This window comes from Roseateles sp. GW835-FHT13E02, from assembly GCF_058794035.1.
Map to the genome: position 1 here is coordinate 135,439 of NZ_JBXAGJ010000004.1, position 21,236 is coordinate 156,674.

18 protein-coding genes are annotated in these 21,236 nt (G+C 65.6%); 6 read left to right on the forward strand and 12 right to left on the reverse strand.

Going from position 1 to position 21,236, the window contains the following annotated elements; all coding sequences use genetic code 11:
* Positions 1 to 5: 5 nt before the first annotated feature.
* From AC1Q6P_RS05520 to AC1Q6P_RS05530, 3 genes are all read right to left on the reverse strand, one after another.
* Complete coding sequence (locus AC1Q6P_RS05520) at positions 6 to 374, reverse strand: VOC family protein (RefSeq protein WP_171827435.1); 369 nt, start codon at positions 372 to 374, stop codon at positions 6 to 8.
* A gap of 66 nt (positions 375 to 440) precedes the next feature.
* Positions 441 to 1,487 carry an SGNH/GDSL hydrolase family protein gene (locus tag AC1Q6P_RS05525; RefSeq protein ID WP_171827434.1) on the reverse strand — a complete coding sequence of 349 codons (1,047 nt, stop codon included), beginning with the start codon at positions 1,485 to 1,487 and terminating at the stop codon, positions 441 to 443.
* A gap of 364 nt (positions 1,488 to 1,851) precedes the next feature.
* A complete protein-coding gene (locus AC1Q6P_RS05530) occupies positions 1,852 to 2,652 on the reverse strand; it encodes a helix-turn-helix domain-containing protein (RefSeq protein WP_492664458.1) in 801 nt (266 codons plus the stop codon).
* 148 nt (positions 2,653 to 2,800) lie between these two features.
* On the opposite strand from AC1Q6P_RS05530, the gene AC1Q6P_RS05535 reads away from it, so the two are divergent.
* Complete coding sequence (locus AC1Q6P_RS05535) at positions 2,801 to 3,100, forward strand: DUF2834 domain-containing protein (protein ID WP_492664457.1); 300 nt, start codon at positions 2,801 to 2,803, stop codon at positions 3,098 to 3,100.
* A gap of 77 nt (positions 3,101 to 3,177) precedes the next feature.
* Here the strand turns inward: AC1Q6P_RS05535 and AC1Q6P_RS05540 are convergent, their stop codons facing one another.
* On the reverse strand, positions 3,178 to 3,564 hold the full coding sequence (locus AC1Q6P_RS05540; protein WP_492664456.1) for a hypothetical protein: 387 nt from the start codon (positions 3,562 to 3,564) through the stop codon (positions 3,178 to 3,180).
* Positions 3,565 to 3,660: 96 nt separating this feature from the next.
* Between AC1Q6P_RS05540 and AC1Q6P_RS05545 the strand changes: the two genes are divergently transcribed.
* On the forward strand, positions 3,661 to 5,853 hold the full coding sequence (locus AC1Q6P_RS05545) for a hypothetical protein (RefSeq protein WP_492664455.1): 2,193 nt from the start codon (positions 3,661 to 3,663) through the stop codon (positions 5,851 to 5,853).
* Between the two features lie 327 nt (positions 5,854 to 6,180).
* Entirely contained in the window at positions 6,181 to 6,879 is a 699-nt protein-coding gene (locus AC1Q6P_RS05550; RefSeq protein ID WP_492664454.1) for a PEP-CTERM sorting domain-containing protein, read from the forward strand.
* 60 nt (positions 6,880 to 6,939) lie between these two features.
* On the opposite strand, the gene AC1Q6P_RS05555 is transcribed toward AC1Q6P_RS05550, so the two are convergent.
* Both AC1Q6P_RS05555 and udk read right to left on the reverse strand, forming a co-directional pair.
* The gene (locus tag AC1Q6P_RS05555; RefSeq protein WP_492664453.1) at positions 6,940 to 7,611 is read right to left on the reverse strand and encodes a PEP-CTERM sorting domain-containing protein; all 672 of its coding nucleotides are present in this window, start codon (positions 7,609 to 7,611) and stop codon (positions 6,940 to 6,942) included.
* A 285-nt stretch (positions 7,612 to 7,896) separates the two neighbouring features.
* Positions 7,897 to 8,538 (reverse strand): uridine kinase, encoded by a 642-nt coding sequence (gene udk / locus AC1Q6P_RS05560; RefSeq protein WP_492664452.1) that lies wholly within the window; start codon positions 8,536 to 8,538, stop codon positions 7,897 to 7,899.
* A gap of 670 nt (positions 8,539 to 9,208) precedes the next feature.
* On the opposite strand from udk, the gene AC1Q6P_RS05565 reads away from it, so the two are divergent.
* Complete coding sequence (locus AC1Q6P_RS05565; RefSeq protein ID WP_492664451.1) at positions 9,209 to 10,255, forward strand: hypothetical protein; 1,047 nt, start codon at positions 9,209 to 9,211, stop codon at positions 10,253 to 10,255.
* 246 nt (positions 10,256 to 10,501) lie between these two features.
* Here the strand turns inward: AC1Q6P_RS05565 and AC1Q6P_RS05570 are convergent, their stop codons facing one another.
* From AC1Q6P_RS05570 to AC1Q6P_RS05580, 3 genes are all read right to left on the reverse strand, one after another.
* Positions 10,502 to 11,368: a substrate-binding periplasmic protein gene (locus AC1Q6P_RS05570; protein ID WP_492664450.1), complete on the reverse strand. Its 867-nt coding sequence runs from the start codon at positions 11,366 to 11,368 to the stop codon at positions 10,502 to 10,504.
* Positions 11,369 to 11,533: 165 nt separating this feature from the next.
* Positions 11,534 to 13,264: a GMC oxidoreductase gene (locus tag AC1Q6P_RS05575; RefSeq protein WP_492664449.1), complete on the reverse strand. Its 1,731-nt coding sequence runs from the start codon at positions 13,262 to 13,264 to the stop codon at positions 11,534 to 11,536.
* A 9-nt stretch (positions 13,265 to 13,273) separates the two neighbouring features.
* The gene (locus tag AC1Q6P_RS05580) at positions 13,274 to 14,755 is read right to left on the reverse strand and encodes a hypothetical protein (RefSeq protein ID WP_492703081.1); all 1,482 of its coding nucleotides are present in this window, start codon (positions 14,753 to 14,755) and stop codon (positions 13,274 to 13,276) included.
* Between the two features lie 433 nt (positions 14,756 to 15,188).
* Between AC1Q6P_RS05580 and AC1Q6P_RS05585 the strand changes: the two genes are divergently transcribed.
* Positions 15,189 to 15,878, forward strand: a complete 690-nt coding sequence (locus AC1Q6P_RS05585; RefSeq protein WP_492664447.1) for a hypothetical protein — start codon at positions 15,189 to 15,191, stop codon at positions 15,876 to 15,878.
* A 68-nt stretch (positions 15,879 to 15,946) separates the two neighbouring features.
* Here AC1Q6P_RS05585 and AC1Q6P_RS05590 read toward each other — a convergent pair whose 3' ends face one another.
* Together AC1Q6P_RS05590 and AC1Q6P_RS05595 are read right to left on the reverse strand one after the other, a co-directional pair.
* A complete protein-coding gene (locus AC1Q6P_RS05590; protein ID WP_492664446.1) occupies positions 15,947 to 17,173 on the reverse strand; it encodes a globin domain-containing protein in 1,227 nt (408 codons plus the stop codon).
* A gap of 60 nt (positions 17,174 to 17,233) precedes the next feature.
* Complete coding sequence (locus tag AC1Q6P_RS05595; protein WP_492664445.1) at positions 17,234 to 17,608, reverse strand: hypothetical protein; 375 nt, start codon at positions 17,606 to 17,608, stop codon at positions 17,234 to 17,236.
* 129 nt (positions 17,609 to 17,737) lie between these two features.
* Here AC1Q6P_RS05595 and AC1Q6P_RS05600 point away from each other — a divergent pair, with 129 nt between their 5' ends.
* Positions 17,738 to 18,187: an RrF2 family transcriptional regulator gene (locus AC1Q6P_RS05600; RefSeq protein WP_171827421.1), complete on the forward strand. Its 450-nt coding sequence runs from the start codon at positions 17,738 to 17,740 to the stop codon at positions 18,185 to 18,187.
* A 115-nt stretch (positions 18,188 to 18,302) separates the two neighbouring features.
* Here AC1Q6P_RS05600 and AC1Q6P_RS05605 read toward each other — a convergent pair whose 3' ends face one another.
* On the reverse strand, positions 18,303 to 21,065 hold the full coding sequence (locus AC1Q6P_RS05605) for a collagenase (RefSeq protein WP_492664444.1): 2,763 nt from the start codon (positions 21,063 to 21,065) through the stop codon (positions 18,303 to 18,305).
* Positions 21,066 to 21,236: the final 171 nt, after the last annotated feature.

The window sequence follows — 21,236 nt, forward strand, 5'->3', positions numbered from 1 at the left end:
TGAGCTCAGCCCATGGAGTGCAGTCCGACCTTATTGCCTTCGCAGTCTAAAAAATGGGCAAAGAAACCAAAGCCCTGACCAATATCGGTCTTGGGCACAAGGATGCGGCCGCCGGCTGCTTCGACGCGGGCCAACATGATCGCCAAATCTTCGCCGCCGTTCAGATAGACCAAACTGCCCGTACTCGACGGCACATTGCCTTCTCCGCACACCAGGGCGCCGCCGACTGAATCAGCATCGCTACCCAACATACCCAAGGTGATGCCCCCCATGTCCATACGCGTCACGGAGCGTCCGAGCACAGCCTCATAAAACGCCTTGGCGCGTGCGAAGTCTGTGACCGGCAACTCAAACCAATCCAACACATGGGCCATTTTGATCTCCTGTGAATATGCTTGATGTTCAGGCCGAGGCGTACTCGCCCAGCGGATGCCATGCTATCAAGCGCGAGTTAGGCCGACCCCGAAATTTTGGGCCGCCTCAGCTCTGCGCATGAACGCCGAAATGCGCCGACTCTGGCGCTTGCAGAGCAACAACAATCCAGCGCACCAGAGCAGCAAGCTACTGGGCTCGGGCACTTGAGAAACCTGCGCGAATATCGCCTCCGCCATGGCCGAGTGGGCTGCCGTGGTGGGATGGATTGCATCCCAAAACAGGGCGGTATTGGGGTCACAAGTCAAGCTAGGCGCGCCGCAGGCATCGCTCACATTGCTAAAGCCTGAAGCACCCGGTCCGGCAGCATGCCACTGCGTCCACTGGCCATAAAAATCAAACACCCTCACCTCTGGCCCTTCGGCAGCCAGCCTTTGTGTGAGGGCCGCGTTCATGGTTTGCGCCAACAGCGAGGCATTGCTGCTGATCTGCGAACCTTCGCCGCCCACGCCCGGCGCGATGCCCAGATTAGGCACATTCAACACCAAGATGTGGCGCGCGCCTGCCGCCTGTAGTTTGTCAACCATCGCCCCAACGCCAGTGGCGTAACGCGTGCTCAAGAGCGCCGCTGCACTGGAGTTCCAGGCGGTACTGCGATTGAAGAACAAGTCATTGGCGCCGCCTTCCAAGATGTAGAGTGACTCAGAATCGGCAACACCGCCGGCACGGTTCAGGTACTGCTTGACTTGATCGGGCAAGCTGTTGGGTGCCACTGCACCATTGCTGAGCACCTTGGCAAAAGCGTACGAAAAATTGTCCCCGCCCAGCGCTGAAGCTTTGAAACCCGACAAGCCCAATTGCTGCGCTAAGCGTTCACCCCAGACCGGGCCATTGCTGAAGTTGCCGCTGGCATAGGCCTGAAAAGGGTAATAGTCATTGCCGCTAATGACTTGGCTGGGGTCGGCACCATTTTTTGCGGCGTGGTTGCCGCTGTCGCTCAGGCTGTCGCCAAAAACCACAAGCCCACGATAGCTCGCAGCGTGAGCGGACTCCAAGGGCGCGCCAAGCACACAAAGGCTGAGCAATGCTGCCGCCACCAAGTTTGTTGATTTCATCGAGTGTTCCCCTCCCTGCAGGCTTCGTCAGCGCCCGAAGCCCTCCAGCGGTCTGACGCACGGGCCAGCAGCCTCAGACCCGAAAACTCTAGACATCAACAATGTCAGTTTTCTGTCATTCGACATGAGCCCAATGACTCAGGAAACAACGAACTGAAAGCCTCGGCCATCACGGATTTAAGGCTATGGGGCATGAGGGTCACCCATTCGCCGCCCCCATCAAGTCGCAAACACACGCCCCGGCACCGCACGAGCGCACTTGTTTGCTCTCCTCCTCACTCAAGACTAAGTTCCCTGCTCGTCGAACTCACTGCGCTCTTGACCCTCAACGCTCGGACATGAGGGTCAGCCTTAAATTTGCCCATCAAGCCGCGGCCTCCAGCACCGCACGGGTCTTGGCATCCGCCGGGAAGACATGCTCCACCCGCAGCGAGGCCAGCGTGATGTCTTGCGGCGTGCCGAAGGTGGAGAACATGCTGAAAAAAGCCAGCTCGCCGTGGATGGTGGCGAAGCGGGTGGTCAAGACCGGGGCCAGTTGTCGCGTCCAGGGCGCCAGCGTTTGGCCGCCCAGGCGCGCTTGAAACTGCGCCGCCAACTGCTCCACACGGGCTTGCATTTCGGGCACGACCGAGGCGTCGTCGCGCAGATGGGCCAGCATGGCGGGGGCCACTTCGTCCAGATTGCTGATGTGGCGGCTCATGCCTTCGGGGTGCAGCAGCAGGTCCAGCATATTGAGGCTCTGGCCCGGTGGCTGCCCGGCCAGCCAGGGCATCAGCGTCAGCGCCATCCAGCGGGCGCCCTGGTTCATTTGCAAGATGTTCCAGCCGGCGTCCATCACCATGGCGGGCAGCGGGTCATGGGCCGCCAGCATCAGCGCCAGGGCCTCGCGCACCGGCGCCAGCACCGCCGCGCCCAACTCATGGCCGCTGTAGGCGGCGGCAAAGCCGGCTTGTTGCAAGACGGTGTTGCGCAGGGCCAGCGGCGCTTGCAGCTCCTGCAACCAGGCCAGCAGCAGCTCACGGCTGGCCTGGGCCCGCCCGCTCTCGACAAAGCTCACATGGCGCTGGCTCACCCCCAGGCGCAAGGCCAGCTCCAGCTGACTGATGCGGCGCGCCTTGCGTGCGCTTTGCAGGGTTTCGCGAAGTGAGGGGCTGGCGGCGAGCATGAGCGGATTCCACCACAGCCCGGCCGCCTCTTCTGTTCTCTTGTCTTATCAATGACCTGCGAGGTAATTGCGGCGCTGGTGCGCGGCTCGGACACTGCCCTTCTTCATTCGATTTTTGACAGCGAGTAAGCAAGGAAGAAAACAAGCCATGAACAAGCCTGTATTGATCGTCGTGCTGCTGCTCTTCAGCACCTTGAGCGCTTACGCCGTGCAGCATGCCGGCGGGGTCCTGGAGTTGGTGCAAGTGCTGCTGCGCATCCCCGAGGGTTGGCAGGTGATGGCCGATCTGATCATCGTCATGGTCTTGCTCTTGGTCTTCATGCGCCGCGACGCGCAAGCCCAGGCGCGGCCCTTCTGGCCCTGGGCGATCTTCTCGCTGGTGGTGGGCTCCTTCGGGCCTTTGCTCTACTTCATCACCGCGCGCCGCAGCCGCGAGCGTGGAGCATGAGGGTCAGGCATTCGCAGCCCGGCAAGTCGCAAACACGCGCCCCTGCGCCGCAAGCGCGCACTTGTTTGTTCTCCTCTTCACTCAAGACTGAGTTCCCGGCTCGTCGAGTTCAGCGTGCACTTGGTTCTCAATGCATGGTTGCGCCGCAGCTCAGCGCAGCAGTCACCCATCAGGATCAAGGCGGCCCGTGTTGGTAGACACGGGCGCCGCTGGCGGCGTGCGCCGCTCCAGACAGCCCTCTGTGCCGCGCCGTGTCCAATCATCGCGGGCAGGGCTGGCTTCCTGTTGAGCTTGCCAAGATCGACGCAGCGCTTCGGAGTTGCCCCGGTTTGGTCGAAGACATCGCTGTTGAATCCACGTTCACTGAGACATTCTTCTGAATGTTCGTCAGGCCATGTCTTGATGTGCAGTTGTTTGATGCGAGAGTCTCCGCCTGCCTCCGTCACCACCATCACCACCATCATCACCACGTCGAGTGAACCCGCTTCCGGGACGCGATACAGGCCTGGGGAAGCCCTGGCCACTGGACTTGTCAGCCCCCTCATCTCCGATCACCCACCATGCACTTCCTGAAGATCGGCACCGCCCTGATGCTGGGCGGGCTCCTGCACCCGCTGCACGCAGCCGGCCCCACCTCAGAGGCTGAGGCTCATGCCGCGTATGTCTTCTCTCACCGACCGGTCTGGGTCTCCGCCGACAGCGCCTGGCGTGTCAGCGTGAACCCTCAGGGTGAGTTGCTGCGCGAGGCCCAGGAAGGCAAGCCGACTGTGCAGCGTATCCAGCTCGGCCCCGGGGTGCGTGCCGTGGCCAGCCATGGTCCGGGCCTGCTGGTCTGGGTCTTGGGCGAGAAGGGCTGCCTCATGCAGGTGGACTTCCGCGGCCCCACGCCCAAGCGCCTGGCCGAACCTGGCGTCAAGTGCCCCGCCCTGAGCGAGGCCGGCTCCTACGACGCACCCAGCTACTTCTCCGGCGCGCTGACTGTCTCCACCGACGGGCATTGGCTGGCCCACAGTGGCTCGGAGGGCGATCCTTCCGTTCAGGTGCTGGATCTGCGCAGCAGCAGCAGCAGCAGCAGCAGCAAGAACAAGCCGATGCGCACGCTCTGGCCGGCGCATCCGGCCGTGGCGCTGCGCTTTGAAGACGATGGCCAGCGCCTGGCGGTGCTCACACAAGAACGCGGCGAGGCCTGGGAGGACATCTCCCGCCAGAGCAGCCTGCAATGGAGCCGCTGGGATCTGCGCAGCGGCGCCCTGTGGAACGAAGCACAGCGCCCGGGTGAACTGGGCCAGTTGAGTCGACAACTGCACAGCGCCAGCGCCTGGCAGCAGTTCTGGCTGGACGCCGAAGGCGAAGTGCAAGCGCTGGACACCAGCAGCTGCCCCGTGCGCGCGCACAGCTGGCCGCTGACAGGCGAGGCCGCCATTGCAAGCCTGGCCGCGGATCCTCTGGGCCGCTGGTTGGCCGTGCTGACGGCGCCAAGCCAGGCCAAATCCCAAAGCCTGCTGTGGCTGGACGCTCGAACCGGTCGTACGCTGCACACCAGCGTGCTGCCGCGGCCCCAGGGCAGCCAGGGTGTGGCCGTGCACGCCCATGCTCAAGGCCTGTTGCTGCGCCGCGCCACCGGCGTGGATCGCTCCGGGGAAAAATACGACCACAGCCCCTGGCGCCTGCAGCCCTGGCACAAGCTGGCCCTGCCGCCCGCCGTGGCCGCGCTTCCACCACGCGAACCGAACACGAGCACGCCCTGCCTCGAGGCCAATGAGGCGCCGCTGGCCCGCCAAGCGGAGCGCATCACCCAGCCGGGCAAGATTCTGTGGACATTGGGCCTGGACACCCGCAAGGCCTGGGCCGAAGCCCGCACCGGCCGCTGCAATGGCAGCGACTGGCCCTCCGAGCGCCCGCATCCGGACAGATCGCCGCGCCGCTGGGGTTTGAGCCCGCTGGGCCAACTCTTGCTGGACCAAGGCGACGAACTGCACCAGATCGACGCCAGCAATGGCCAGGTGCTCGCCCGCTGGCCCACACCACGGCCCACCGGTGTGTGCAGCACACCCAACTTCGTGAGGGCCCAGTTCCTGAACTGGCAGGGCGACACCCTGAGCCTGCGGCCTTTCGCCGCGCATTGGGACCCCAAGGCCCGCCAAACGCTTGAGCAACGCACGGGCTGGCAGGTCTACTCGGCGGTCTGGCTGGGCGACCAGGTGCTGGCGCGCTGGATCAAGGGCGAGCAGGCCGAGCAGCGCCTGTACCGCACGGATGCCGACGGACGCTGGGCCCGGGTGGCCCAGCGCCGGGGTCGCGTCCAGGAAGGCGCCCCTTGGTTCGAGGGCGACGATGGCAACACCTCGGCCATCGGCTGGCACGAGCTGATGGCCGATGCCACCGCCATTGAGAACATCGAACGCGAAGAACGGGGTGTGCGCGCAGGCCCGCGCTGGCGCGTCGGCCGCTACGAATCGGTGCGGGCCGAGCAGGAGGGCCGCCTGCTGCTCTGGGATGGGGTGTCCGGCTCACCCGCTCATGCGGGTCGGCTGGTGGATCTGGGGCAGGGTCGCGCGGTGTCGCTGGCCAACGTCAACCTGACCCTGTACCACCTCCGCGAGAACGAGCAGGCGCCACTGCGCTGGGAGCACCTGGGGCGCCCCGATGGCGATGCCTCCTGGCTCGATGCGGTGTGGTGGGGCGAAGCCAAGCTTCTGCTGCTGGCACGCTTTGACGGCACCCTGGTGGCGCTGCGCCCACCCCTGCGCTGAAACGGGGCGCGAACCCAAAGGGGCGTCAGGAAAACGCTGATCGGCCGCCACGCCAATGGGCAATCACGGCCCCGCCTGGACGCCCCACGCACGCATGCCCCTGCGCATGAGGGTCAGGCCTGGCCTCATGCCACGCGCCGAACGTGGCCCTTGCTCGCGCCAGCCGTCAGCCTTAACACGTCCACGTCCGCCTTCACCGTGACAGAAAGCATCCCTCATCAGAGGGCCCCTGCATCGGGGGGAAGTGAAGGTCGGAGCCGCCCGGCATTGCGGCATAGTGAAGCATCCCCTCGCTGACTCGAAGCTAAGCCCCACGTGATGATGACGATGAAACAAATCAGGGTTCCGTTTGCATGGACCGTCTTGTCTTTGCTGACCTGCGCCGCACAAGCCGCAACACCGAGCCATCTCTACCTGCTCAATGGCGATTTGCATGACCTCAAGGGAGGCGCTGATCTAATTGCAAGCGCAGGCGGAACCGTGGACAACACCGGGTTCAATTACCTCGCCAACAAGGGGCTGAGCTTTGTGGGCGCGCTGGGCGGGACCTACACCATCGACTTCAGCTACGAGTCCTATGAGCTGGCCGGTTATCGCCGACTGCTCGACTTCAAGAACGGCAGCACCGACAACGGCTTGTACAGCCACAACGGCTACCTCGATCTGTATATGGGCGGCCCCAACCGCGGCGCCGCACAGTTCAGCACCCATGAGTTCAAGCGCGTCACCATCAGCCGTGACGCCAACACCAAGCAGGTTCACACCTATCTGGACGGCCAGTTGCAGCTCAGCTTTCTGGACCGCGATGACCGGGCCGTCTTCGTCGCCACAGGCGCACGATTTTTCATGGACGACGGGGGTGAGGCCGGCCCCGGCAAAGTGGACTACATCGCCTTCTACGACCAGGCTTTGAGCAGCGCCGAGATTGCAAGCTTGACCCCGGCCGTGCCGGAACCCAGCAGCTATGCGCTGTTGGCCGCGGGGCTCCTGGCCATGGGCACCAAGCTTCGACGCCGGCGCCAATAAGCAAGGCCCAGGCTTGGCTGCGCGAAGCGCGCGAGGCCCCGCCTGAAACCCTCGCTCAACTCAGCTCGGCGCTCCGGCAGCACGGAGCTGCCGCCGCCGGGCCAGCCATCCCAGCGCCCCGACGCCCAAGGACATCAGCCACGCCGCATCCGGCTCAGGCACCAAGGACGGCACGGTGTTGATCGAAGCGGCCGCGCTGTGGGGCAGATCCAGGGTCTGGCCCTGCGTGGCGCTGGGCAGGCTGAGCTGGAGCGTGATGGGGTCGAAGCGCTGACCGCTGCCGCGGTACTTGGGCAAGATCCCGCTTGAGAAGCTGAAGGGCCCGCCTGACAGGCTGCCATTCACCACCAGCAAGGGGGAAATGGAGCCACCGTCGTAGCCGCCAAAGTAGGCCTCCAGGCGGAAGTCTCCAAGCAAGGAGCCCGACCCATCCATCGACAAGCCCGTCATGATGGGGTCTTCGAAATAGCCGCCAATGCCGCGGGCATAGAAGTAGGTCCGGAACTCCGCGGCCTCGCAGCTCAGCTGCATGCATTCATAGCTGAAATTCGTCAGCCGCAAACTCAGCAAGGGGCTGATGCTGGCGCCAAAGACATAGGGCACCCCGTTGTCGTAGAGACCAAAGGTTCCACGGGCTTCGAAGCTGAAGCCTTGGGCGGCCCCGACGCTGAAGTCTAGGCTGGAGGCAAACACCTGCTCGCCCACCGACACGGTCGATGCGCCCTGCTTCACCGTCGCTCCGATCCAACTCGTGTTGCCGAAGCTTCCCGCCGCAACACAGGTGCCAGTCAACCCGAACCAAAGAACAGCCAGCTGCAAACCGATCGCGCGGGCTCCGGTGGGCCGCCATGGCCCTTTGCGTGAAGCGTTGAACATGGGCGCACTCCTTGCTGTCGGTCAAGTGAGGTCGGCGAAATGCTAGCAGCGCAGCCTGGCCGATTCAATCCATCACTTCGGCGCCAAAAGCGCGAGCGCACGGCCCATCCCAAGATTGAAGCCCCCCGCGGGGGCATCCGCTCAGCCCCGCCCCATCTCCTGCAACAAGCTCCTCACCTTGGTGGTGATGATGTCCACCGCCGGGCCGTTGGCGCCGTGGGGCAGGATGACATCGGCATTGCGCTTGGTGGGCTCGATGAACTGCTTGTGCATGGGGCGCACGGTGTCCATGTACTGGTTCACCACCGACTCGGTGCTGCGGCCCCGCTCCGAGATATCGCGCTGCAGGCGGCGGATGAAGCGCACGTCCGAGGCGGTGTCGACGTAGATCTTCAGCGACATCATGTTGCGCAGCTTCGTGTCGTACAGGGCGAACAGGCCCTCGACCACGATCACCGGCGCAGGCGCCACGGTGATGGTGTCGCTGGAGCGGTTGTCGGCCGCGAAGTCATACACCGGCATGGCGATGGCCTCGCCCTTGCGCAGGGCAGCCAGGTGCTGGGTCATCAGCGGCCAGTCGAAGGCATCGGGGTGGTCGTAGTTCTGCTTGCGCCGGTCTTCCGGCGGCATGTGCGATTGGTCGCGGTAGTAATCGTCCTGCATCACCACCGCCACGTTCTCCGGCCCGATGGCCGCCACCACCTGGCGCGTCACCGTCGATTTGCCGCTGCCGCTGCCGCCTGCGACACCGATGACGAAAGGTTTGTGGGTAGTTTTGGGCATGAGGGGGTACTGCAGGAGAGGATGAAAGGGCAAGAGACGGGGCTCGGCTTTACAGCGGGCAAGCGAGCAAGCCAGCAAACAAGCGGACGAACGAACGAACGAACGAACGAACAATCAATCGAACGAACAAGCCGGGCGGGGAATGCGCGATTTTAAGAGGGGCGAGGCCGAGCGCCGCGTTTCGGCCAGAAGCGGCGCCCGCCACCGTGGCGCCCTGCCCGCCCGTGCCAGCCAAGCCGCCGCTCGCCGCGCCCATTCAGCCATTCGCCGCAGCCGGGCGCCAGCAGGCCACCCGAATCGCTAGCATGCCGCCGCGCGCTGGCTTTGATGGAGCCAGGCGCTGAAGCTGGTCGAGCCCACGGGCGCCGCGTTTCTCTCCCCTTCTCATTCCATCTGCCTTTCTGCCAAGCCCCCAATGCGATCGAGCTCCCGCCCTTGCAGCACCGCCGTTTCTGCCACGCACAACAAGCCCGCCACAAGGCGCCCCATGCACTGGGCCTGGCGGGCCACAGGCGCAGCCATCTGCATGGCCGCCCTGACGGGGGCGGCCTTGGCCTCAAGAAGCGCGGAGCCTGCCGCCCCTCCTGCATCGGCATCGGCCGAGCCCGCGGCCGCCTCCGCCTCAGCGCCTGAGTTCACCCCGCCAGCGCCACCGCAGCCTCTGCCCACCATGGCCCCCGTCGCGGTGCAGGGCCAGAGCACGGCGGCGCGGGATGCCAAGACCCTGAGCCATCTGCTCAAGGCCGAGCAGATCTTCCTGGCCGAGCGGGCCCTGGCGCCGGAGGGTGTGCTGCGCTTCAAGGTGTTCGGGCGCAAGGAGGCGGAGGCCTCGCGGCTGGTGGATCTGGTGCTGCTGGCGCCGCAAGGCGCGCTGCCGATTGCGCTGGAGGCCGATGGCCGCTTTGCGCTGGACGAGGCCTGGCGGACGCTGGAGCCGGGCACCGAGCTGCACAGCCGCCTGCGTGATGGCAAGGTCACCTGGCGGGCCGATGTGCGCACACCAGGCAGCACGCCGCAGCTGCGCCGCCTGGGCGATTTGCGATTGCAATGCCGGGCCAGCTTCTTCAGCGGCATGGCCCGCACAGCCGGGCCCGGTGGCTTGTTCATCCACCTGCTCAAGCCGCTGCTCAATGGTTGCGACAGCAGCCGCTTTGGCTGGAGCAGCTTTGCCGATGCGCCGGTGTTTGGCATTCGCCTCAAGCACGGTCAGCGGGTGCAGCAGATCAGCCAGATGGCGCTGGGCGGCATGGGCCATCTGGAAGGCCTGAGCCTGCCCGTGTTCGACTGGAGCTACAGCTTGCGACACCAGCTCTACCGCCTGCCCCTGGGCGACAGTGCCTGGCCCGACGACACCCAGGTGGAGTTTGAAAGCATCGACAAGGACGCCGCCACCGCGCCGCTCGACCCGGCCTTGCTGCAGGCTCCCGGCCCCTTGCCCGAGGTGGCCCGCAGCCTGCAGGCTGGCGAGCTGAGCCTGTGGGACGAGATCAAGGCCCGGCTGGGCAAAGACCAGGGGACGATGCGTTACGACAGCAGCCTGCGCGTGGTGCTCTACACGCAGGAACGCCAGCCCGCAGCCGATGCCAGCACCAAGCCCACGCCGGAGCTGGAGCTGGTGCTGCTGTTCGACGCCCAAGACCGCTTGCTCAAATGGAGCCTGCGCGCCATGGGCGAGCAGCGCCTGGCTGAAGCCGCAGCGGCGCCCTGGTCGCGCTGAGACCGCTCGGCGGGAGGGATGCAACTCCATCATCCTCCGCAGACTCGCCGAACTCAGAGTGAGTTCGGCAGCCATTCCGGCCTCGCGGATGCATCGATGAAGTCCCTCGGGAATTGAATCGCCGGTCTTGCCCAAGCTCCCCGACAGAGGCGCTCGCCAACTTCAGTACTCGAGCGAGACAAGGTGCGCCAATGGTTGCCGGCTTTTGGCCCTGGCTTGTCGCGCCGCTCGGTCTTGCGGACCTGCTCAGCGCGCGGCCTGTCGGGTTGGCGTCTGCAGGTACTGCTCCCGCAAGGTCTTGAGCTCACCGCTGGCTTGCATCGCGACAAAGGCCTCTTCGAAACGTTTGAACAGACCGTCGTCCACCTTGAGGTTGAACGCGAAATAGCAGCCCAGGCCCTTGTGCAACACATGCACCTGCACCAGCTGACTGGGATCGTAGCCGGCCCTCGCGGCCTGAAAGGCGTAGGGCAGCGTCAGGCCGGCAATCATGTCCAGGTGGCCGACGTAGAGCATCTTGGCCGAGGTCTCACTGCCCGGGGTGTTGTAGATGCTGCGCTCTGTCACACCTGCATCCCTGAGCAATTTGCCGGCCGGCGAACCGCGCACCGCACCGATACGAAGAACCTGCCCGTCCGGAGTGGACGGTGTGAAGCTGCGTCCGCTGCTGGCCAAAGCAAGCACGGCGATCTCGCAGTCATCAATCGGGCCCACCCAACGATAGAGCTTCTCTCGTGCAGGGGCGCGAACGGTGACATAGAGCAGGCTGTTGGGAACCCCCTGAACAGTGATCTGCGCGCGAGCCCAGGGCTGAATGGCGCGCTGAATTCGCAAGCCGCTGCGCTTGACGATGCGATCCAAAACCTCGTTGGCCAGGCCGAGGTAGCGGCCGTCCTCCAGGTACGAGAAAGGCGGGACGTCTTCGGTCACGCCCAAAAGATCACTGGCATGAACCGCCTGACCCGAACAGGCGAGTAACACTGCACACAAACTGGCGCGCAGCCAGCGGTCGACTCGGGGCATGGCAGCTTCCTTCGGTCGGGTTGCAAATCCATTCTGATCCTCTCCACAAGACTTGTCGACCCATCGCAGCAAGCCCGCAAGCTCCGGCATGAGCTTCTTTGAACAGACCGCCGACCCAGCGGCTGCCACGGAGCTGCGCGTGGCGAGCCGCGGCGGTGAAGCTGTGCCGGCGGCGCCGCCGCAGGCACAGCCGATCGCCGGACGCCGATGACCGCTTTGCGCGGGACGAGACGTGATCGGCCCTGAAGCCGGGCCTCAGCTCAAACGGTCGGCCAGGTCTTGGGCCAAGCCGCACAGGGTGAGCGTGGGGTTCCAGGAGCCGGAGGTGGGCAAGATGGCGCCGCCGGTCAGGTAGACATTGCTCACGCCATGCGGCCGATAGTCCAGGCCCACCACCGAGTCGGCCGGGTCCGCGCCCATCCACAAGGGCGAGGCCTCGTGAACGATGATGTTGAGCCGGATCTGCGACTGCGGAGGGCGCAGGGCACTCCAGCTGCCCGCACTGGCGCCGTCTTCGATCCAGTACTCGACGGTCGGGGTCACACCGTCGCTGGACACCAGGGCATCCAGCGTCTGGTAGGTGGCCTCATCGAGGGTGTCCCAGAGGCGCTGATCGGCTTCACTGAGACACAGCTGCAGGGTGATGTTGCTGGTCGGGTCCGGCCCGTCGTCGAGGCGGATCCAGTTGTCGGCGTTCTTCTCGCTGACCTCGCCCAGCGTGGCGCAGACGAACACGATGTGGTCTGCGGAGCTTTGCAGCTGCTGCGGCGTGGCCACGGCGGCCGCGTCTGGGGCTTCGTGGGCGATGGTGCTCAGGTCGCGCGCAGCATCGGTGGAAGCGAAAGCGCTGACCTGCACGTGGTACTGCTGCCCCTGCGCGTCCTTGCCATCCAGATACAAAGCGCCCAGCTCCAGCGGCGCCACGTTCTTGAAGGCCGAACGCCGGACCCGCGCCGTGACATGCGACATGAAATGCCCTGTGTAGCGCTGGCCGGCCTTGGGCAAGCGCGGGCCGAAGGAGTTCATCAGCAGCGTGGCAGGCGGGATGGTGCCCATGGCCAGGATGACCTTGGCAGAGGCCACAGCCAAGGGCCCACGACTGGTGAGCAGCGCCGTCACCGTGCCTTGCTCGTCGTGGAGGAGGCGCTCCACGATGCAGTGGTCCACGATCGGCAGCGCGGCGCCCTGCCCCTGCGCGGCCAAGCTGCTCTGCCTGGCTTGCAAAGCCAGCAAGGTGCCCACGGTGGAGTATTTGTAGAACTTGACGGTCTGCCAATCCGGGTTGGCCACGGCAATGGGCGCGGGGTAGGCGTTCTGCGCCGAAGGCACGAAGCGCTTGAAGTTGTCCTTCAGCCGGCAGCCCAGCTGGGCTTGCAGATTGCCGTAGACGCCATCGTCGATGCGGTCCATCGAGGTGACCTGGAGAAAGCCGCGGGCGCGCTCCCAGAAGCCCGGCTTGAGCGTGACTTGAACCAGCTCCTGCGGCCAATCGCGCATCAGATCCGGCGTGGGAGACGGCGACCAGGCGCTCCAGTAGGTCGAACGCCCACCCAGGATGGGGATGTAGCCGGCCTGGAAGAAGGCCGGGCCGGTGCTGCTCATGCGCGTGCTGCGGGTCCACGGGTAGGTGGTGGGCGGCGAGCCGGTGAAAGCCTGGAAGGCCACGGGCAGCATCTGGTAATGCACAGGCAGGACGAAGCCGCCCCGCTCGAGCACCAGGATCCTGGCCTGCGGCTTGTTGCGCAGCGCCTGCTCGATGAACGCCACACCGGTGGGGCCGGTGCCGATGACGATGAAGTCGAAGGCCTGCTGCTGGATCTGGGCCCACTGCGCGGAGCTGGCAAAGAAGGCCTTCGCAGCCATCTCGTTAACATCCGTGTTCTGCGGGCCGGGCACCGGGTAGCCCAGGGAGATGCCGGCCGGGGCTGAGGGCGCGGGGGCGCTGCCGGCTTGGCGGGCGAAGAAGCGCTGGTAGTTGTGGCTCATGGAATCACCTCAACGAGTGGTGCTTGGATAAGCCCGGCCATTGCGGTCCGTCGACAGCAACTGATGGGGCTTGCCTTGCGTGGCTTGATACCAGGCGGGCAGGGATTTGAAGGTCAGCACCATGTCGAAATCGGCGGCGATGCTGCCCTTGTCCATCGGCACATCGCCCTTGCGGTTCTGGAACCACTTCATCCACAAAGGAGAGCCCGGAGGGGGCGAGTTGAGGAAGTTGGCGCAGGGGTCTTTTGCGTTGCTGCATCCCGGTGGCAGCTGCGGCCGCGGCGTCAGCAAGGGCAACAGGAAGGAGTCCATGCCCAAGGATGGGTTCTTCGGGTTCCATTGCGCCGTGCTGTGGCAGCTCATGCATGAGGAGTTCTTGCCATTGGTGACATAGACCGGTGCCCCGACCTTGAGCTGATCGGCCTTGACACGGCTTGCGGCCGTGTCGCGCGTACCGGGGTTGGTGCCGCTGCTGTAGGCAAAGTCGTTCATGGCGCCATCGTTGGGGCCGGACAGGCGCTCGCCCCAGCCAAAGGTTTCTCCGCCGTACAAGGGTGCGGCCGGGTTGTTCCAGTTTTCGAGCAGCTTGGGCCGTGGGTTGCTGGGGTCCTTGGCCTGCGGGTCATTGCCCCATTGCGCACCGAGCACGACCATCTGATCCCAGATGCCGTTGGGGCCGCGCTTCAGCCGCTTGTCGTAGACCAGGGTGGTGAACACCCAGCCCGTCGCAGGCGCAGAGGCGCTGTCCTTGACGATGATGTCGAACTGCATGAACGAGGCATTGATCAGCACCGGCGGGCTGGCGGTGTAGTCCGGCGGTGGATTGGTGCTGGCATCGACGCTGATGTAGAGCGGCCAGCTCAGGGCCCCCTCCATGGCCGGCCAGACCTTGCCATCGGCCGTGATGAACGACGCTTTGACCACCACCGAACCTTCTGCAAACTGCGTGCTGCGGGCGTTGATATTGGGCTGCATGGCGGTCTTGCCCCAGATGTTGTAGAGCGTGGGGGCTGCCGTGCGGTCGTAATAGGTCAGGACGTAGGTGGTGATGGGCTTGGTCAACCCGCTCTTGGCGAACAAGGACGCGTCCAGCTCCTGGCTGCCGACATACATGCCGTGGATGGGTTCGCGCAGATTGCCGATCCAGGGCTCGTTGTACCAACCGCGTTGGGCCGCATTCCAGTTGGCGTAGTCTTCAATCAAGACGCGCATATCCGGCCCCACGGCCTGCTTCAGGGCCTCGGCGTAAGCGCTGGCATTGCGGGTGCTGATGCGGCCGTTGTTGATGGCCTTGCGCCAGGGCATGGCGGGCACCGGGGCCGTGGCCGGGTAGTCATGACTCAGTTTGAAGAAGGGCCCGCTGTACTGATTCGGCGGCACCACGGTGCCATTGTTGTCAGCGAACGGGGTGTTGGGCGCGGCATGGGCCGGGCCAGCCAGCAAAAGGCTGCAGGCGGCCGACCACAGCAAGGATCTGAACGCTTTCATCATCTGCTTCTCCATCTGTTGTTGATGCGGGGAAGGAGGCGACGGGGTCAAGCCTGTAGCGGCTCGAACGCCACCTGGGGATGCCGAGCGTTGCACATGCGTTTTCTTGCATTGCTGCCGGCCATGTATTGAGCCACGCAGCCCCGATCTCGGGAGCCGGCCTCGGCGTGATTAGTTACGGAGCCAGCAGCCACGAGTACCAAAGCGGATGTCGGCTTTCTCTTCATAACGTGCGCACCGTGCGGCGCAGCGTGGCGGATGCAACCCATCCCAGCGATTCGACGGTTCGTCGCGGCACCGTCGCGCGGCGCCGGGCCGGCGGCCAAGATGCGGCCGCTGAACTGGGGCGCCATGTGATCGCGCGCGCCCATCGATTCCTTCAACCATCAGGACAGGACGCAGCCCGGGATCCAAGTCGGGCGCGAGAGGAGCGCACATGAACACCGAGGCACACGCAAGGCACAAGCGGCTGTGGATCTGGGGCGGCGGGGCGGCCTTGTTCGAGGCGCTGAGCTATATCGTTGGCTTTGCGGCCATCACGACCTGGCTCAAGCCCGAGCAGGCCGAGGGCTGGGACGCGGCTCGCAGGCTGGCTTTTGTGCTGGAGCGCCAGGCTGCATTTCAGGCCGTGAACCTGCTGGTGTATGTCGCCTTCGGCCTGGCGCTGGTGCTGCTCAGCTCCGCGCTGCACGAACGCTTTCGCACACCGGGCAATGAAGCGCTGATGCGTGTGGCCTCGCCGTTTGGCTACATCTGGGCGGGCCTGGTGATCGCCAGCGGCATGCTGTCCAGCGTGGGCCTGACAGCCGTGGCCACCCTGCACGCCAAGGACCCCGCCTTAGCCATGACTGTCTGGCAGGTGCTGACCATCCTCCAGCGCGGCTTGGGCGGCGGGGTTGAAGTGGTGGGCGGGGCCTGGGTCTTGCTGCTGGCGATCGCCGGACTGCGAGAATCGCGCACCTCCGCGCTGGCCTGGCTGGGCCTGCTGTGCGGCAGCTGCGGTGTCTTGACCCTGCTGCCGCCGCTTCGCGATCTTGGCGCCGTTTTCGGCATCACCCAGATTGTCTGGTTCACCGGTGTGGGCCTCATGCTGCTGCGGGCGGGGCGACGCACGAGCGTCGGCTGACCCCTGCCGATGCCCCGCGGGGCGCGCGGTCCATCGGGGCCATGGCGATCGCATGAACCCGCCTGAGCTCAAGGCAGATCGCCGAAGAGATCAGGCCCGAAGACCTCGTAGTGAATGCGGCTGCGCGAGATGCCCTGGGACAGCAGGGTGCGGCGCTGCGCCTGCATGAACGCCAGGGGGCCGCAGAGGTAGAAGTCGGCATCGGCGGGCCAGGCGCCCAGGTCGTGCGGGCCGTCCAGGGCCATGCGCCCGGGCACGGCGCCGGGGCAGCACTGGCTGCCCTGCTCCAGCCAGAGCTGGTAGCGCGCGTGGGGCAGGCGGGCCAGGATGGGCTCAACCTCCCCACGCAGCGGATAGTGCGCGAGGCTGGTGGTGGCATAGGCAAAACACAGCGGCCGCTCGGGCTGGCTGTGGGCGATGTGCTGCAGCATGGACACCATGGGCGTGATGCCCACGCCGGCGCTGATCATAACCACGGGCTGCAAGCCCGGGCGGAGCTGGAAGTCACCCGCCGTGGGGCCCACGCGCAAGCAGTCGCCCACGCGGACATGCTCATGCAAGCGGGTAGAGACCAGGCCGTCGGGGCGGCCCGCCGGCTCGCCCTCCTTCGACGCCTCGCCTCGCACGCGCTTGACGGTGATGCGCCAGACGCCCTCGCCAGGCCGGTTGGACAGGCTGTACTGGCGGATCTGCTTCAGGCCCAGTTCGGGCAGGGGCAGCGCCACGCTGAGGTACTGGCCGGGGATGAAATCGGGCAGCGGCCTGCCGTCTGGCGCGCGCAGGGTCAGGCTGAGCGTGTCTTCGCTGCTGGCGTGCAGATCGCAGACCTCCAGCTCGGGCCAGGCGCCGCCGACGGCCCAGTGGCGTTCCTGGTAGAGCCGCGCTTCGCGGGCGATCAGCTCGGAGGCCATCAACCAGTAGACCTCGTCCCAGGCGCTGGCGATATCGGCCGTGATGGCCGCGCCCAGCACCTCGCCGATGCTGGCCAGCAGGTGACGGCCGACGATGGTGTACTGCGCCGGCGTGATGCCCAGGCTGACATGCTTGTGGGCGATGCGCTCCAGCACGGGGGCGATCAGCTGCGCTTGGTCCATGTGCGCGGCGTAGGCGTAGACCGCACGGGCCAGGGCCTGTGCCTGCTCGCCCTGGGACTGGTTGCTGAGGTTGAACAGGTTCTTCAGCTCGGGGTGCTGGCCGAGCATGCGTTGGTAGAAGTGCCGGGTGATGGCTTCGCCATGTTCCAGGACCACGGGCAAGGTGGCTTCGATCCAGGGGCGAGCGGTGGTGGAGAGCATGAGAGTGTCGCGCTTGTGAGAGGAAACGGAGGCTTGAAGGTGCTGCAGGCGGCGCCAGGCTCAGGCCACGCGCGCCAGGGCTTCTTGCGCAGCGAGGCGGGCGACATAGCCGAGCTTGAACACGCCGGCCGCCACCGGAATGGCCAGGTGGGCCACGATCTGCGCCGGCAACGAAAGCTTGTGCGCCAGGGGGTAGGCCAGCACCACGGCCGCCGCCACCACCAGGGCCGAATAGCCCATGGCCCGCCGCGACCAGGCGAACACGCGGCGGGCCTCCCAGGCCGGCGCGCTGGCGGCCTTGGGCCCATCGACCGCAGCGGCCGCAGCGGGGGCTGGAGCGGCAGCCACGAGCCCGGACGCGCGTGAAAGGCGGCGGGCCGGCGCGGCCGAGATCAGGGCAGAGCCGGGGGCATACGAGAGTGAGAGCGATGACATGGTGGTCTTTCCTGGCTTGGGTTTGAATTTTTAAGTTGCATTTTGCATGCATCTTTTAAACCTGAATCCAACAGGGCTATTGCTGATCGCCCCGAGATAGGCCGTTCGGCCCTGGTCTACCATGCGCGCATGCAGATCACCCAGCACACGGATTACGCCCTGCGGGTGCTGATCTACCTCGCCAGCAATGAGGAACGATTGGCCACCATCCAGGAAATCGCCGAGCGATTCGACATCTCACGCAACCACCTGACCAAGGTGGTGAACGGCCTGATCCACAGCGGCTTTGTCGAAGGCCTGCGCGGCAAAGGCGGCGGCCTGCGCCTGGCCCGCGCCCCGGCCGAGATCGGCGTGGGCGATGTGGTGCGTCAGATGGAAGGCGAGCCCGTGCTGGTGGAATGCTTTGGCGAAGACAACCAATGCGTGCTGGGCGCCAACTGCCGGCTCAAGGGCGCGCTGAAAAGCGCCCTCAAGGCCTTCTTTGCCGAACTGGACGCCGTCAACCTGGCCGATCTCGTGGGCAAACCGCAGTGGCGCCTGATGCACGCGCCGACCCGGCCGGCACCGCGCTCGGCCTGAGCCAAGGCAGGGCAGCCCGGCGCACAGAAAAAAGCCAGCGGCCTTTTCGGCACGCTGGCTTTTCATCACTGCCCTCTCACGCGGCGCTGTCGCGGCGCCGCGCAGGAGCTGAGGCTCAGTAGCGGGTGCTCAAGCTCAACCCGCTGAAGGCGGTCTTGCCGCTCACTGTCAGGTAGATATAGCCCGGCGTGTAGACCGGCACCACCACGGTTTCGGCGTTGCCGCTGTTGGTGGAGCGGTAGTTGTGCGAGCTCGGGCTGGCCCAACCCTGGGTGTTGACGTAGAGGTCGGCGTTGCCGCTGCCGCCGCTGGTCTGGATGCTCAGCTGCACATTGGGTTTGTCCACGTAGATGTAGTAGTAACGCAGATCCCCCACGGCACCGGCCAGGCCCGCGCGCACGCAGCCATTGCTCATCTGATCGCTGCGGCCAGGGCAGAGATTCGGCGTGCTGGTGGACACGGTGAAGCTCTGGCTCTTGGGCGGGTTGCTGCTGGCACCGGCGTTGTCCTTGACCGTCAGGGTGACGGTGTAGGTGCCGGCGGCGGCAAAGGTCTTGCTCGGGTTGCGTGCGGTGGAGCTGCTGCCGTCGCCAAAGGTCCAGGCCCAGCTCACCACGCTGCCGTCGGCATCGCTGGAGCTGTCGGTGCAGTTCAGGGTCAGGCCGGTGGCGGTGCAGCTGAAGTTGGCGACCGGCGCCTGGTTGCTGGCGGCCCTCACCGTCACCTGCTGGGTCTTGGGCGGGTTGCTGGCGGCACCCTTGTTGTCCTTGACCGTGAGCGTGACCGTGTAGGTGCCGGCCTGGGCGTAGGTCTTGCTCGGGTTCTTGACGGTGGAGCTGCTGCCGTCACCAAAGCTCCAGGCCCAGCTGGCGACGCTGCCATCGGGGTCGGTCGATGTGTCGGTGAAGTTGGCCGTCAGGCCCGAGGTGCTGAAGGTGAAGCCGGCAGTCGGCGCCACATTGGCGGGCGGCGTGCCGTTGGCGCAGTTCACCCCGTTGGTGTTGACCGTGCCCAGCCAGCTGCGGAACTCGGCGTCATAGCGGCTGCCGATGGTGCTCTTGAGGAAGCTGCGCGCGCCCGTCCAGTCGCCCTTGCGGTAGAAGCCCAGCAAGGTGCTCACGTCGGCGCGGTGGCGCTCCATCATGAAGCTGACGGCCAGATAGCCCCAGCGGTAGACGCGGTCCTGGTTGCCGTAGTCGGTGTCGAAGAGCTGGTTCAGCGTGTAGGTGTAGCTGCCGGCCATGCTCAGCGCCGCGTCGTAACGCTGGTTGAGGTAGCAGTACGCCACATGCTCGGCCAGACCCTCGCTCCACCAGACGGTCGGCGTCGTCATATTGGCGCTGAAGTCGCCGTACATGTCGAAGCGGCCATCGAGGTAGTGGGTGTACTCGTGGTTCAGGTTCCAGACCTGGAAGCTGGGGCGCAGCCAGTCGGCCTCGTAGGCCACGAAACGGGCCTGGTTGCCAGCCGCGGCCGGGTCGCCCTCGAGGTACATGCCGCCGTTGTTGGTGTCCATGCCGAACAGGGCGCCACCGTAGTCCTCGTAGTCGCTGGGGCTGTCGAAGACCACCAGCTCCAGGCTGCTGTTGAAGTCATTGGCCACGGGCTGGCGATTGGTTTGCAGCTTGTCGTGGAAGTAGCTTTCCTGGTTCACCACCGAGCTGCAGGTGCTGGTCTGCTCGGCCGCCGTCATGGACTGGGCGCGCAGCGTCAGGCTGGGGCTGCAGGTCTTGCGCAGGGGCAGGATGGCCGCTTCGGTGCGGGCCTTCCAGTTGCAGTTGCCGTAGTAGTTGCAGTTGCCGGCGTCGTAGTAGTCGGTCATGTCGGCCAAACCAACCCAGATGCCGCCCGAGGGCGTGTTCAGGCTGCTGCGCGTGGTCAGGCCCTGCACCAGAGGGCGCACCGTGGGCTTGAGGCTGGCGTACTGCAGAAAGCGCGAGAGCTCACGCGAGGCGTTCTTGGTCAGGAAGGCATTGCCGGTGCCCAGCAGATTCCAGTTGCGGCTGGCGAAATCGCTGAGGGCGTAGACGGTGGAGCTGTCGCTCTGCACGGCTTGCTGGAAGTCGATCTCCTGGTGGCCGCGGAACAGCACCGTGAAGGCGTTGTTGGCGGCGTTGCGCATATTCCAGGAGCTGTTCCAGCTGGCGCTGTAATCGTTCAGCAAACGGCGCACCACCCAGAGGTAGCGGGCGTTCTGCACCGAGGAGTCGATCAGGATGACCGCCTCGGACAGGGTCTCGCCGTTGGCATCGCTGTTCTGGAAGATGTTGGCGTTGTTGAACAAGGTGTCCAGCGCGCCTTGCAGCGAGGTCTTCAGGCCCGGTCCGTAGCTGCCCACATCGCCGGCGTTGTAGTACTGGACGTAGTAACCCGCACGCAGGTAAAGCACCAGATTGGCCGCGCCCTGGCTGTTGTTGCCCGGGTAGCTGGCGGCATAGCTGCGCAGGCCATCGGCCACGCTGCGCATCTGCGCCTCGCTGAAGGCGCTGCGGGCATTGCTGCCGGTGAAGCCGAAGGTTTCGTTGACGCACTCCATCGTGCTGCCGCGGATCGCATCGACCAGGGCCCAGCCGGAGTTGCGGGTGAAGATGCTGGTGTCGCAGGCGGCCAGCGTGGCCGGGCCGGTCTTGGCGGCGGGTTTGCGCAGCGCATCGCGGCTGTGGTGGTCACGCAGATGATCGAGCGAGCTGGGCGTGGGCGCGCGGTCCTTGGCGCTGAGCGGCTTGCGGGCGGGGGTTCGCTCCGCATCCAGGCTGGGCTGGGGGGCCAGATGGGACGCGGGCAGCGCCTCGCGTTGCGGGGCGGCTTGGGCCGGGGCCGAGAGGCTCAGGCAGCTCGCCAAGGCCAGGCTGACGCCGGCCAGATGGTGGGTTTTCATTGCTGGTTGTCTCCGTTGTTGTGGGGATATGCCCAAGGGCCGAGAGGCCGTGTCACGCTTGTGCCGCAACTGGCTTCTCGCTTGGGCCCGCAGCGCTGCGGCGCCGGCTCCGCAAGGCCTACCAACGGTTCAAAGCACCGCGCATGTGCACCCGCTGGAATAGATATATTG

What these genes read in the sequence shown, in the direction of transcription:
- AC1Q6P_RS05520 (WP_171827435.1), bottom strand. Translation starts at nt 374, where the DNA reads ATGGCCCATGTGTTGGATTGGTTTGAGTTGCCGGTCACAGACTTCGCA.
- AC1Q6P_RS05525 (WP_171827434.1), bottom strand. Translation starts at nt 1,487, where the DNA reads ATGAAATCAACAAACTTGGTGGCGGCAGCATTGCTCAGCCTTTGTGTG.
- AC1Q6P_RS05530 (WP_492664458.1), bottom strand. Translation starts at nt 2,652, where the DNA reads ATGCTCGCCGCCAGCCCCTCACTTCGCGAAACCCTGCAAAGCGCACGC.
- AC1Q6P_RS05535 (WP_492664457.1), top strand. Translation starts at nt 2,801, where the DNA reads ATGAACAAGCCTGTATTGATCGTCGTGCTGCTGCTCTTCAGCACCTTG.
- AC1Q6P_RS05540 (WP_492664456.1), bottom strand. Translation starts at nt 3,564, where the DNA reads ATGATGGTGGTGATGGTGGTGACGGAGGCAGGCGGAGACTCTCGCATC.
- AC1Q6P_RS05545 (WP_492664455.1), top strand. Translation starts at nt 3,661, where the DNA reads ATGCACTTCCTGAAGATCGGCACCGCCCTGATGCTGGGCGGGCTCCTG.
- AC1Q6P_RS05550 (WP_492664454.1), top strand. Translation starts at nt 6,181, where the DNA reads ATGAAACAAATCAGGGTTCCGTTTGCATGGACCGTCTTGTCTTTGCTG.
- udk (WP_492664452.1), bottom strand. Translation starts at nt 8,538, where the DNA reads ATGCCCAAAACTACCCACAAACCTTTCGTCATCGGTGTCGCAGGCGGC.
- AC1Q6P_RS05565 (WP_492664451.1), top strand. Translation starts at nt 9,209, where the DNA reads ATGGCCCCCGTCGCGGTGCAGGGCCAGAGCACGGCGGCGCGGGATGCC.
- AC1Q6P_RS05570 (WP_492664450.1), bottom strand. Translation starts at nt 11,368, where the DNA reads ATGCCGGAGCTTGCGGGCTTGCTGCGATGGGTCGACAAGTCTTGTGGA.
- AC1Q6P_RS05575 (WP_492664449.1), bottom strand. Translation starts at nt 13,264, where the DNA reads ATGAGCCACAACTACCAGCGCTTCTTCGCCCGCCAAGCCGGCAGCGCC.
- AC1Q6P_RS05580 (WP_492703081.1), bottom strand. Translation starts at nt 14,755, where the DNA reads ATGATGAAAGCGTTCAGATCCTTGCTGTGGTCGGCCGCCTGCAGCCTT.
- AC1Q6P_RS05585 (WP_492664447.1), top strand. Translation starts at nt 15,189, where the DNA reads ATGAACACCGAGGCACACGCAAGGCACAAGCGGCTGTGGATCTGGGGC.
- AC1Q6P_RS05590 (WP_492664446.1), bottom strand. Translation starts at nt 17,173, where the DNA reads ATGCTCTCCACCACCGCTCGCCCCTGGATCGAAGCCACCTTGCCCGTG.
- AC1Q6P_RS05595 (WP_492664445.1), bottom strand. Translation starts at nt 17,608, where the DNA reads ATGTCATCGCTCTCACTCTCGTATGCCCCCGGCTCTGCCCTGATCTCG.
- AC1Q6P_RS05600 (WP_171827421.1), top strand. Translation starts at nt 17,738, where the DNA reads ATGCAGATCACCCAGCACACGGATTACGCCCTGCGGGTGCTGATCTAC.
- AC1Q6P_RS05605 (WP_492664444.1), bottom strand. Translation starts at nt 21,065, where the DNA reads ATGAAAACCCACCATCTGGCCGGCGTCAGCCTGGCCTTGGCGAGCTGC.